Annotated in this window: 10 protein-coding genes; 5 read left to right on the forward strand and 5 right to left on the reverse strand. The window is 57.2% G+C overall.

Going from position 1 to position 12,106, the window contains the following annotated elements; genetic code table 11:
• The first annotated feature begins 58 nt into the window (after positions 1-58).
• From AFK67_RS20350 to AFK67_RS20360, 3 genes are all read left to right on the forward strand, one after another.
• Positions 59-604 carry a fimbrial protein gene (locus AFK67_RS20350; protein WP_007729515.1) on the forward strand — a complete coding sequence of 182 codons (546 nt, stop codon included), beginning with the start codon at positions 59-61 and terminating at the stop codon, positions 602-604.
• Between the two features lie 193 nt (positions 605-797).
• A complete protein-coding gene (locus AFK67_RS20355; RefSeq protein ID WP_007729514.1) occupies positions 798-2,198 on the forward strand; it encodes a nucleobase:cation symporter-2 family protein in 1,401 nt (466 codons plus the stop codon).
• 121 nt (positions 2,199-2,319) lie between these two features.
• Positions 2,320-4,002 (forward strand): AsmA family protein, encoded by a 1,683-nt coding sequence (locus tag AFK67_RS20360; RefSeq protein WP_007729511.1) that lies wholly within the window; start codon positions 2,320-2,322, stop codon positions 4,000-4,002.
• Positions 4,003-4,066: 64 nt separating this feature from the next.
• Here AFK67_RS20360 and fabY read toward each other — a convergent pair whose 3' ends face one another.
• The 5 genes from fabY to typA form a co-directional block, all read right to left on the reverse strand.
• Positions 4,067-5,008: a fatty acid biosynthesis protein FabY gene (gene fabY / locus AFK67_RS20365; RefSeq protein WP_007729510.1), complete on the reverse strand. Its 942-nt coding sequence runs from the start codon at positions 5,006-5,008 to the stop codon at positions 4,067-4,069.
• A 44-nt stretch (positions 5,009-5,052) separates the two neighbouring features.
• Positions 5,053-5,490, reverse strand: a complete 438-nt coding sequence (gene dtd / locus AFK67_RS20370; RefSeq protein ID WP_007729506.1) for a D-aminoacyl-tRNA deacylase — start codon at positions 5,488-5,490, stop codon at positions 5,053-5,055.
• Entirely contained in the window at positions 5,487-6,356 is an 870-nt protein-coding gene (locus AFK67_RS20375) for a virulence factor BrkB family protein (protein ID WP_007729503.1), read from the reverse strand. The genes dtd and AFK67_RS20375 overlap by 4 nt, the downstream gene beginning before the upstream one ends.
• The gene (gene yihX, locus AFK67_RS20380) at positions 6,350-6,949 is read right to left on the reverse strand and encodes a glucose-1-phosphatase (RefSeq protein ID WP_007729502.1); all 600 of its coding nucleotides are present in this window, start codon (positions 6,947-6,949) and stop codon (positions 6,350-6,352) included. Before yihX ends, AFK67_RS20375 begins: the two co-directional genes overlap by 7 nt.
• A 295-nt stretch (positions 6,950-7,244) precedes the next feature.
• A complete protein-coding gene (gene typA, locus AFK67_RS20385) occupies positions 7,245-9,068 on the reverse strand; it encodes a ribosome-dependent GTPase TypA (protein WP_007729500.1) in 1,824 nt (607 codons plus the stop codon).
• Between the two features lie 378 nt (positions 9,069-9,446).
• On the opposite strand from typA, the gene glnA reads away from it, so the two are divergent.
• Positions 9,447-10,856, forward strand: a complete 1,410-nt coding sequence (gene glnA, locus AFK67_RS20390) for a glutamate--ammonia ligase (RefSeq protein ID WP_007729499.1) — start codon at positions 9,447-9,449, stop codon at positions 10,854-10,856.
• A 200-nt stretch (positions 10,857-11,056) separates the two neighbouring features.
• Positions 11,057-12,106: a nitrogen regulation protein NR(II) gene (gene glnL, locus AFK67_RS20395; protein WP_032967559.1), complete on the forward strand. Its 1,050-nt coding sequence runs from the start codon at positions 11,057-11,059 to the stop codon at positions 12,104-12,106.

Below are 12,106 nucleotides of genomic sequence, written 5' to 3' on the forward strand. Positions count from 1 at the left end.
CTTTTTGCGATGGCATTCCGTTATTTTATTCTTAATATCAATTAGATAAGGAATGATAATGAAACGTCTGTTTATCAAATCCAGTCTTATGGCCGTTCTGCTGTCCACCCTGTCAGGTACGTCTGTCCTGGCGGCAGACACGCCGGCGACGCTCCATATCACCGGTCAAATCAACGCGCCAGCAGGGCAGTGCAAACTCTATTTAAGTGAAAACACGATTAGCCTTGATGCGGATCTGGCGCTCATGGATACCCAGGAGACGCAAACCGCTGCGAATCCACATCGTATTCATCTGCGTGTCGATGGTGACGCCGACTGCGAGAAGGCGAAAAACGATGGCAAGATCGAATTCCGCTTTTACAGCGATGCGGACACCAGTCGCGGTAATGCCATAAGAAACACGGCAGAAGGTGAAGGCGCCGCACAAGGCGTCGCCATTGGTTTGTATGACAACAACGACACGTTAATGACGGTCAACCAGAGCACGCTGCCCGCGACAGAGCCGCCGCAAACCATTGGGCTGCAAATCGTCAAACTAATGGACGGCACCCCTGGCGCTGGCGCTGTGCAGGGAACGCTCACCATTGAGATGAATAAAATCTAAACCTGCTGCCCACCTGGAGTGGGCATTTCACAGCTTCGCTTCCTTTTGTGTCCTTCCCACCGCGTTTTCTGTTTTCTGATGCCAGGCACCGACCTGCGCTGCCATAAAAATAATCACACCATGAATGGCAAACGTTTGCTTTTACCAAACAGTCCGATAAAATCTCCGCTTTTCCATCAGGGGAATGCCGTCGATGTCCGTTAACGCCGTTGAGTCTGAAAATGCGCAACCGATTGCGCCCGCGCCGAATAGTGAATTGATTTACCGTCTGGAAGACAGGCCGCCGCTACCACAAACGCTGTTTGCCGCCTGCCAGCATTTGCTGGCGATGTTTGTCGCGGTGATCACGCCCGCGCTGCTCATCTGCCAGGCGCTCGGATTACACGCGCAGGATACCCAGCACATCATCAGCATGTCACTGTTCGCCTCCGGCGTGGCGTCGATTATTCAGATCAAAGCCTGGGGGCCGGTTGGCTCAGGACTGCTGTCCATTCAGGGCACCAGCTTTAACTTTGTCGCACCACTGATTATGGGCGGCACCGCCCTGAAAACCGGCGGTGCCGACGTGCCCACCATGATGGCCGCGCTCTTCGGCACATTGATGCTGGCGAGCTGCACCGAAATGGTTATCTCCCGTGTGCTGCACCTGGCGCGCCGCATTATCACGCCGCTTGTCTCAGGCGTCGTGGTGATGATTATCGGTTTGTCGCTAATTCAGGTGGGGTTAACGTCTATCGGCGGCGGCTACGCGGCGATGAGCGACCACACCTTCGGCGCACCGAAAAACCTGCTGCTCGCGGGCGCGGTGCTGGCTGTGATTATTCTCCTCAATCGCCAGCGCAACCCCTACCTGCGCGTCGCCTCGCTGGTGATCGCGATGGCCGTCGGCTATCTGCTGGCGTGGGGCATGGATATGCTGCCTGCGAACAGTACGCCTGCGAATGACGCGTTGATCATGGTGCCGACGCCGCTGTATTACGGCCTCGGCATCGACTGGAACCTGCTGGTGCCACTAATGCTGGTCTTTATGATCACCTCGCTGGAAACCATCGGGGATATTACGGCCACCTCAGACGTCTCCGAACAGCCGGTTTCCGGTCCGCTGTATATGAAGCGCCTGAAGGGCGGCGTGCTGGCGAACGGCCTGAACTCGTTTGTTTCCGCCGTGTTTAATACCTTCCCGAACTCCTGCTTCGGGCAGAACAACGGCGTTATCCAGCTCACCGGCGTCGCCAGCCGCTATGTCGGTTTTGTGGTAGCGCTGATGCTCATTGTGCTGGGCCTGTTCCCGGCAGTCAGCGGCTTTGTGCAGCATATTCCTGAGCCAGTGTTGGGCGGTGCGACTATTGTGATGTTTGGCACCATCGCGGCCTCCGGCGTGCGTATCGTTTCCCGCGAGCCGTTAAACCGCCGGGCTATCATGATTATCGCGCTGTCGCTGGCGGTGGGTCTTGGCGTCTCGCAGCAGCCGCTGATCCTGCAGTTCGCGCCGGACTGGGTGAAAAACCTGCTCTCCTCTGGCATCGCCGCGGGCGGGATTACCGCTATTGTGCTGAATCTGATTTTTCCGCCGGAAAAACAGACCGAGGCCTGATCCCCTGCCGATGGCGGCGCCACGCCGCCATCGCAGACACCTGCGTTGACAATCCCCGCCTTGAGCAATTCGCCTGAATAGTGCATAAATCCATCATCGGAAATTCACAGGATGGAAGACAATGAAATTTCTCGGAAAGCTCATCATTGCGCTGCTTGTTGCCGTTCTGCTGATTCTGCTCGCCCTGTATGCGCTGTTGCAGACGCGCTGGGGCGCAGGCTGGCTCACCGGCTGGGTGAACCAGCACAGCGGCTATCACATCACCTTTGATGAAATGGACCACCGCTTCTCCGCGCCTTCGCATCTGGTGCTGAAAAACGTCACGTTCGGGCGTCGCGGCCAGCCCGCCACGCTGGTGGCGCAAAAGGTCGATATTGGCCTGAGCAGCCGTCAGATCACCGAGCCGATGCACGGCGATACCATTTTGCTCTACAAAGGCACGATCAATTTATCGCCATCCACCGCGCCGCTGCCCTTTCGCGCCGACCGCCTCCAGCTGAGCGATATGGCGTTTAACAGTCCGCAAACCGGCTGGGACCTGAGCGCACAGCGCGTCAATGGCGGTATCAGCCCGTGGCTGCCGGAGGCCGGGAAAATTCTTGGCAGCAAAGCGGATATCGCGCTGAGCGCAGGCTCTCTGACGCTCAACGGTATGCCCGCCAGCAACGTGCTGGTACAGGGCGAAATCAATCATAATGAAGTGACCATTACCAACCTCGGCGCTGATATTGCCCGCGGCGCGCTCACAGGCAACGCCCGCCGTCTGGCCAATGGCGGCTGGGTAGTGGACACGCTGCGCTTAAGTGACATCCGGCTGCAAACCGATAAAACGGTCAGCGATTTCTTAAAACCGCTGACGACATTGCCTTCGCTGGCGCTCGGGCGCATTGACGTCACTGACGCGCGGCTCGAAGGGCCCGGCTGGGCGGCGACCGATCTGGATATCAGCCTGCGTAATCTGACGCTTGCCAACGGCAGCTGGCAGAGCGACGACGGCCGCGTGTCGATGAACGCCAGCGAAGTGGTTTACGGCTCACTGCATTTTCTCGACCCTATCGTTAACGCCGATCTTTCCGCGCAGGGTGTCGCGCTGCGCCAGTTTAGTTCACGCTGGGAAGGCGGCATGGTGAGGACGTCTGGCAGCTGGCAGCGCGAAGGTAACGCGCTGACGCTCGACGAACTGGCGCTGGCCGGGCTGGAGTACACGCTGCCCGCCGACTGGAAAAAACACTGGCAGGAGACCTTGCCCGCGTGGCTGCAAAGCGTGACGGTGAAAAAGCTTTCCGCGAGCCGCAATCTGATTATCGATATCGATCCGCAGTGGCCGTTTCAGCTCACCGCGCTGGACGCCTGGGGCAATAATCTCCAGCTGGCGCGCAACGGCGAATGGGGGATCTGGGGCGGCAACGCCACGCTGAACGCCGCCGCCGCGACGTTTAACCGCGTCGACGTGCGCCGTCCGTCGCTGACGCTGAACGCGAATCCATCCACCATTGCGATTAGCGAGCTGAGCGCCTTTGCAGGCCAGGGAATGTTGCAGGCCACCGCGACGATTTCTCAACTGCCGCAGCGCATGACGACGCTAAGCCTCAATGGCCGCGCGGTGCCGGTAAACGTATTGCATCAATGGGGATGGCCGCAGGTGCCGCTGGAGGGCGACGGCAATATTCAGCTCACCGCGAGCGGCAGCCTGGCCGCCGACGCGCCGCTACGGCCGAGTGTTAGCGGCCAATTGCAGGCGACCGGCACTAACGGCCAGCAGGTGCAGCAGACCATGCAGAACGGTGTCGTACCGGGGGCTTAAACACCCACCAGAGCAGCGGCAGGTGGCGCTTTGCTTACCTGCCCTACAAAATCGCCACCGCAACCTACTCCTCCTCGTTACCGCCCTCTTCCAGCGGCCCGAAGGGTTTTGCGGGCAATACAATGTAAATTCCTTCAAACACCGCGCCGGGGGTATCATCGCCCGACAGCTCCACCTGCAACTGGACGCGTGCCTTACGGCCCCGCGCGAGACGGTCCAGATCGCCGCTTAACGAGCCTAAATCGGCGACGGCGCCCGGCTTCCCGGTGATCGGTCGGCTATAACGAATATGCGCATCGGCCAGAATAATCGTGCCGCCGAGGTGGCGCTCACGCAGCATCAGCCAGATAAGCCCCCATCCGGTCAGCGTCGCCAGCGAAAACAGGCTGCCGGCGAACAGCGTATGGTGCGGATTCTGGTTGCCGGTCTCCGGCATCGTGGTGATAAATTTCTGCCCGGTATATTGCAAAATACGCACGCCCATCTTCTCGCTGAGCGGAATATGCTGATACCACGCCTGTTGCAGCTGGGCGCACCAGTCGGCACGGTGCAGAATGTCATCCAGCGAGGCTATCGGTTTAATCATCAAAAAGTGGCGCAGCGGGGTAGTTTGCGGCGTGGTTATCTCGCCCTCGTTTACAAAACCGAGCTTGGCGAAAAACTCCACCGCGTCCTCGCGCGCGCTGCAGACGACGCGCTTCACGCCTTCCTGGCGCGCGACCGACTCCAGCGTCATCGCCACCAGCGTGCCGAGGCCTTTCTCCTGCACGGCCGGGTCGACAGCCATAAAGCGGATCGAGCCTTCGTTATCGGCGTTGATATAGAGCCGCCCGATGGCGACCGGGTTACCCTCTTCATCCACCACCATCTGATGATGGGCCAGCGCATCGTAAGCGTCGCGCTCGGAGCCTTTCGGCTGATGCAGCGGTTTACGCAGCATCTCCCAGCGGAACTGGTAGTAACGCTCAAGTTCTTCTTCTGTTTCAGGTACACGAAGGTGATACATAGCGGTACTCTCTCTTGTTGTCCGCGGCCATGAGGGCATCTGGTTCATATCTGCAACCAGAAGGTCACAGGACCGTCATTAGTCAGCGAGACCTGCATATCGGCGGCGAAACGCCCGGTTTGCGTTTTGATGCCCGTCGCCCGGCAGCGGCTGACGAAATAGTCGTAAAGGGCTTCAGCCTGCTCAGGCGGCGCGCCGCGCGAAAAGCTCGGGCGCAGGCCTTTTTCAGTATCCGCAGGCAGCGTAAATTGCGACACCACCAGCACGCTGCCGCCCGCCTGCTGCACGTTCAGGTTCATTTTGCCCTGCTCGTCGCTGAAGATGCGATAACCCAGCACGCGCTCGCACAGTCGGTTCGCTTTCTGCTCGTCGTCTTCTTTTTCGACACCCAGCAGAACTAAAAGTCCTGGCCCGATTTCACCCGTCACCTCTTCCCCCACGCGCACGCTGGCGTGGGTCACGCGTTGAATTAATGCAATCATACTGGTTCAGCTTCTTCTCTGGCGGCTTGTCGTAATTGGCGGTAATCCCCGAGAGTGACAGTAATTTCCGCGCCAAGCAAGACGATGCACCAGGTCCAGTAGACCCAGAGAAACAGGATGGGGATCACCGCCAGCACGCCGTAAATCAGCTGATAAGAAGGGAACATGGTGATGTACAGCGCGAAACCTTTTTTGCCAAGCTCGAACAGCAGTGCCGCCACCAGTGAGCCTGCCAGCGCGTCGCGGCCCGGCACGCGCGTTGTCGGCACCACGCTGTAAAGCAGCCAGAACGACAGCCACGACAGCAGCAGCGGAAAAATACGTAGTACTTCGTCGATCATCGTCGTAAAGCCGCTCGCCCAGCGCAGCGACAGCAAATAGGAGCTGATCACCAGACTCGCGCCCGCCAGCAGCGGACCGAGGGTCAAAATCATCCAGTACACGGCGAAGGAGTAGACCTTCGGGCGTTTGCGCGTGCTACGCCAGATGGTATTAAGCGCGCTGTCGATGGCATACATCAGCAGCAGCGAGGTCACAATCAGCCCAAGCGCGCCGACAGCCGTCATCTTGCTGGAATTAGCAACAAATTGCTCGATATAGCGCTGAATGATATCGCCTGTGGCAGGCATGAAATTCGCAAACACGAAATGGCGCAGCTGAATGCTGACATCAGAAAACATCGGAAATGCGGCGAACAGCGCGAAAATTACTGCTACAAACGGCACGAGCGAAAGCAGCGACACATACGCCAGGTTACCGGCGAGCGTCGTCATATTATCTTCGTCGATCCGACTCCACAGCAGCTTAAGCCAGGCGATCAGCGGCCCGGTACGGCGAGCCGCTTTTTGATGAACGGATCTTAACATGCCGGGTTCGCGAAATAGTTCGGTACGGTTTTACGGTCGGTCACCAGAATGCTGGTGATGCCCACTTTACGCGCGCCGTCGATATTCGCTTCGTTATCATCGAAGAACACAGCGTCGCGGGCGCTGAAGCCTTCCTGCTCCAGCACTTTTTGGTAGATTTCCGGCTCTGGCTTACGCATGCCCATCTCCTGGGAGAGATAAATCGCGTCGGCGGCGGCCTGTACTTCCGGGTATTCTTCCGGCCAATAGGTCGTATGCAGCCGGTTGGTATTAGAGAGCACCACCACTCGATGCCCCTGCTCGCGCAACTGCTGCATGAGGGTAATGACTTCCGGGCGTAGCCCGACGAACACCGCCTGCCAGCCGGCAGAAAACTGCTCGAAGCTCAACGGCAAGGCCATCTCTTCACATAATGCCTTCGCGAAATCCTCGTCGCTCAGTTCGCCGCGCTCGTGCTGATGAAAAGGCTCGCCCATGGAGAAACTTTGCCGCAGGTTCGCCAGCGGCACGCGGCTGAAATCACTCCAGACGCCCAGCACGCGGTTAAAGTCGATATCGACAATGACATTACCTAAATCAAAGATATACAGCATGACTCTCTCTCCTTTTGGGCCATGGAAAGTTAACTGTAGCGAGAAAGGAGAACTTTGACTATGTGCGAACGCGCGGCTTTTGCATCGCCCGCGCGTTGCAGACGGAAATCAGCGGTCGGTTTCGCCGTCGCCGTGCGGCAGACAGTCAGTGCTGCCGTCGGGCATCATGACTTCATGAGTAACTGTTTTATAAAGAGTATGCGCGCGCAGCCATAAAAAAAGCCGCTGATCTCTCAGCAGCTTTTAAGTCATGCCGGGCGGCGCGAACGCTGACCCGGCTTACGGATGCACCGTATTACTCTTCTTTCGCACCGCGCATGGCACGTTTACGATCGTTTTCCGTCAGGTGACGTTTACGAATACGTACGGACAGCGGGGTAACTTCAACCAGTTCGTCGTCATCGATGAACTCGAGCGCCTGCTCCAGGGTCATCTTGATAGGCGGAACCAGAACCGTCGCTTCGTCCGTACCGGACGCACGCATGTTGGTCAGTTTCTTACCGGTCAGGCAGTTAACCGTCAGGTCGTTAGAGCGGCTGTGAATACCGATGATCTGGCCTTCATAGACTTCGGCACCGTGACCCAGGAACAGCTTGCCGCGATCCTGCAGACCGAACAGCGCGAACGCAACCGCTTTACCCTGACCGTTAGAGATCAGTACGCCGTTGTTACGCTGGCCCACTTCGCCCGGACGGATATCGTCGTAGTGGCTGAAGGTGGAGTACAGCAGGCCGGTACCGGAAGTCATGGTCATGAACTCGGAACGGAAGCCAATCAGGCCACGGCTTGGGATCACGTAGTCGAGACGTACGCGGCCTTTGCCGTCCGGATTCATGTTTTTCAGGTCGCCTTTACGCTCGCCCAGCGCCTGCATCACAGAACCCTGGTGCTGCTCTTCAACGTCCAGCGTCACGTTTTCGAACGGCTCTTGTTTACGGCCGTCGATTTCGCGGAAGATAACTTTCGGACGGGAAACCGCCAGTTCGAAACCTTCACGACGCATGTTCTCGATAAGAACAGACAGGTGCAGTTCACCACGGCCAGAAACGCGGAACGCATCAGCGTCCTCGGTCTCTTCAACGCGCAGCGCAACGTTGTGCACCAGCTCTTTGTTCAGACGGTCAAGGATCTGACGAGAGGTAACGTATTTACCTTCTTTACCGCAGAACGGCGAGGTGTTGACGTTGAAGTACATAGAAACGGTCGGCTCGTCAACGGACAGCGCCGGCAGCGCTTCGACATTCTGCGGGTCGCAGATTGTGTCGGAGATGTTCAGCTCGCCAAGACCGGTGATAGCAATAATATCGCCTGCTTCCGCCAGATCGGTATCGATACGCTCCAGACCGAGGTGGCCCAGCACTTTACCGACTTTACCGTTACGGGTTTTGCCTTCGCTATCAATGATAGTGACCTGCTGGTTCGGCTTCACTTTACCGCGTTTGATGCGACCGATACCGATGACGCCAACGTAGTTGTTGTAGTCCAGCTGGGAGATCTGCATCTGCAGCGGGCCGTCGAGGTCGACGTCCGGTGCCGGTACATGGTCGACAATCGCCTGGTACAGCGGGGTCATGTCTTCCGCCATGTCAGAGTGATCCAGACCCGCGATACCGTTCAGCGCAGACGCGTAAACGATAGGGAAGTCCAGCTGCTCGTCGGTCGCGTCGAGGTTCACGAATAGGTCGAACACCTGATCCACAACCCAGTCAGGACGCGCGCCCGGACGGTCAACTTTGTTGATAACCACGATAGGTTTCAGGCCATGGGCAAATGCTTTCTTGGTCACGAAGCGCGTCTGCGGCATCGGGCCGTCAAAAGCATCAACCACCAGCAGCACGGAATCAACCATGGACATGACACGTTCAACTTCACCACCGAAGTCGGCGTGCCCAGGGGTATCAACGATGTTGATACGGTAATCATTCCATTTGATCGCGGTGTTTTTCGCGAGGATGGTAATCCCACGCTCTTTCTCCAAATCGTTGGAGTCCATCACGCGCTCTTGAGTTTCAGCACGTTCGTCGAACGTACCGGATTGCTGCAGCAGCTTGTCAACCAGGGTCGTTTTACCATGGTCAACGTGCGCAATGATGGCGATGTTACGCAATTTTTCGATCACAACTTTGCCTCAGGCATTAGAAATAGCGCGTTATTGTACACGTATTAATCGAAGGACTAAACAGGATCACAATCATCTGACGCAAACAAGTATTGTCGCCAGGCTTTGTGATCCTTTTCACGCAGCGGTAAAAGGGCTATTAAACGTAAATTGCACCAACACAGTGCTTGTTTTTTACACACAGGCACTATATTGGTGCAATCTGTCCATTCTGGTGCAGCCCTTTTGCACTATGACGCGCATCATAGCGCCTTTTTAGGGGGATTTGAAAGTTGGCACAGATTTCGCTTTAAAGATTTCAGGGCGGCGACGCCAATTTTAATAAGTACTGAATACCTCGTTACCACGACGACAATGACAAATCCGGGAGAGTTAAGTATGTCCGCTGAACACGTTCTGACGATGCTGAATGAACATGAAGTGAAGTTTGTGGATCTGCGCTTCACTGACACGAAAGGTAAAGAACAGCACGTCACCATCCCAGCCCACCAGGTGAACGCCGACTTCTTTGAAGAAGGTAAAATGTTCGATGGTTCCTCCATCGGTGGCTGGAAAGGCATCAATGAATCTGACATGGTGCTGATGCCGGACGCCTCCACCGCTGTCATTGACCCGTTCTACGAAGAACCGACCCTGATTATTCGTTGCGATATCCTTGAGCCGGGCACCATGCAGGGCTACGATCGCGACCCGCGTTCCATCGCCAAACGTGCGGAAGAGTACCTGCGCTCCACCGGCATCGCCGACACCGTGCTGTTCGGGCCGGAACCTGAGTTCTTCCTGTTTGACGACATCCGCTTTGGCAGCTCCATCTCCGGCTCCCATGTCGCGATTGACGACATCGAAGGCGCGTGGAACTCCTCCACCAAATATGAAGGCGGCAACAAAGGCCACCGTCCGGGCGTGAAAGGCGGTTACTTCCCGGTTCCGCCGGTTGACTCTTCTCAGGACATCCGTTCCGTGATGTGTCTGACCATGGAAGAGATGGGCCTGGTGGTTGAAGCTCACCACCACGAAGTTGCTACCGCAGGTCAGAACGAAGTGGCCACCCGCTTCAACACCATGACCAAAAAAGCGGACGAAATTCAGATCTACAAATATGTCGTGCATAACGTCGCGCACCGCTTCGGCAAAACCGCGACCTTCATGCCGAAACCGATGTTTGGCGATAACGGCTCTGGCATGCACTGCCACATGTCCCTGTCTAAAGGCGGCACCAACCTGTTCTCCGGCGACAAATATGCTGGTCTGTCTGAGCAGGCGCTGTATTACATCGGCGGCGTTATCAAACACGCGAAAGCCATCAACGCGCTGTCCAACCCGACCACCAACTCCTACAAGCGTCTGGTCCCGGGCTACGAAGCGCCGGTGATGCTGGCTTACTCCGCGCGTAACCGCTCTGCGTCTATCCGTATCCCGGTTGTCGCCTCTCCGAAAGCGCGTCGTATCGAAGTGCGCTTCCCGGACCCGGCCGCTAACCCGTACCTGTGCTTCGCGGCCCTGCTGATGGCTGGTCTTGACGGTATCAAGAACAAGATCCACCCGGGCGAAGCGATGGACAAAAACCTGTATGACCTGCCGCCGGAAGAAGCGAAAGAGATCCCGCAGGTTGCTGGCTCTCTGGAAGAAGCCCTGCAGGCGCTGGATCAGGACCGCGAGTTCCTGACCGCAGGCGGCGTATTCACCGACGACGCCATCGACGCTTACATCGCGCTGCGTATCGAAGAGAACGACCGCGTTCGCATGACGCCGCACCCGGTAGAGTTCGAACTGTACTACAGCGTGTAATGCTTTTTTGAAGTTGATAGCCAACGGATTTCAGGTTGTCGCCACTGCGTGAAATCCGTCACTGTTTTTTTGTTGCCGTGGAAACTTTAGCCCATCTTCGGATGGGCTTTTTTCACCACCCGAAACCGGTTTTAACGCCTTTTTCATCGTTAAAACGCTATAATGCACTAAAATGGTGCAAAAACCTGGGGGACTGCTGGATGGCAACAGGCACGCTGCCCGATGCTGGGCAGATCCTTAACGCATTAATCAATAGCATTCTGCTGGTCGATGACGACCTGGCGGTGCATTACGCCAACCCGGCGGCGCAGCAACTGCTCGCGCAAAGTTCACGTAAGCTTTATGGCACGCCGTTACCAGAGCTTCTGAGTTATTTTTCCCTGAATATCAGCCTGATGCAGGAAAGCCTGAACGCGGGCCAGGGGTTTACGGATAACGAAGTGACGCTGGTCATCGATGGTCGCTCGCACATTCTTTCCCTGACGGCGCAACGTCTGCCGGATGGCCTGATCCTGCTGGAAATGGCCCCGATGGACAATCAGCGACGTTTAAGCCAGGAACAACTTCAGCATGCCCAGCAGGTCGCGGCGCGCGATCTGGTGCGCGGGCTGGCGCATGAAATCAAAAACCCGCTTGGCGGCCTGCGCGGCGCAGCGCAGCTGCTCGCCCGCGCGTTGCCCGACCCGTCGCTGACCGAATACACGAAAGTGATTATCGAACAGGCCGACCGCCTGCGTAACCTGGTGGACCGTCTGTTAGGGCCGCAGCAGCCGGGCATGCACGTCACCGAGAGCATTCATAAAGTCGCCGAGCGCGTGGTGAAGCTGGTGTCGATGGAGCTGCCGGAGAACGTCACGCTGGTACGCGACTACGACCCAAGCCTGCCGGAATTTACCCATGATCCTGATCAGATAGAGCAGGTGCTGCTGAATATCGTGCGTAACGCCCTTCAGGCGCTGGGCGACGAAGGTGGCGAAATCACCCTGCGTACCCGTACCGCGTTTCAGCTGACGCTGCACGGCGTGCGTTACCGCCTGGCGGCGCGCATCGACGTGGAAGACAACGGGCCGGGCATTCCGGCGCACCTGCAGGATACGCTGTTTTACCCGATGGTCAGCGGCCGCGAAGGCGGCACCGGGCTGGGGCTTTCCATCGCCCGCAACCTAATCGATCAGCATTCGGGAAAAATCGAATTTAACAGTTGGCCAGGCCATACCGAATTTTCGGTTTTCCTGCCCATTCGGAAATAG

This window comes from Cronobacter dublinensis subsp. dublinensis LMG 23823, from assembly GCF_001277235.1.
Taxonomy (GTDB): domain Bacteria; phylum Pseudomonadota; class Gammaproteobacteria; order Enterobacterales; family Enterobacteriaceae; genus Cronobacter; species Cronobacter dublinensis.

Coding starts and splice junctions, on each gene's coding strand:
- AFK67_RS20350 (WP_007729515.1), top strand. CDS start 59: ATGAAACGTCTGTTTATCAAATCCAGTCTTATGGCCGTTCTGCTGTCC.
- AFK67_RS20375 (WP_007729503.1), bottom strand. CDS start 6,356: ATGTTAAGATCCGTTCATCAAAAAGCGGCTCGCCGTACCGGGCCGCTG.
- yihX (WP_007729502.1), bottom strand. CDS start 6,949: ATGCTGTATATCTTTGATTTAGGTAATGTCATTGTCGATATCGACTTT.
- dtd (WP_007729506.1), bottom strand. CDS start 5,490: ATGATTGCATTAATTCAACGCGTGACCCACGCCAGCGTGCGCGTGGGG.
- glnL (WP_032967559.1), top strand. CDS start 11,057: ATGGCAACAGGCACGCTGCCCGATGCTGGGCAGATCCTTAACGCATTA.
- glnA (WP_007729499.1), top strand. CDS start 9,447: ATGTCCGCTGAACACGTTCTGACGATGCTGAATGAACATGAAGTGAAG.
- AFK67_RS20360 (WP_007729511.1), top strand. CDS start 2,320: ATGAAATTTCTCGGAAAGCTCATCATTGCGCTGCTTGTTGCCGTTCTG.
- fabY (WP_007729510.1), bottom strand. CDS start 5,008: ATGTATCACCTTCGTGTACCTGAAACAGAAGAAGAACTTGAGCGTTAC.
- AFK67_RS20355 (WP_007729514.1), top strand. CDS start 798: ATGTCCGTTAACGCCGTTGAGTCTGAAAATGCGCAACCGATTGCGCCC.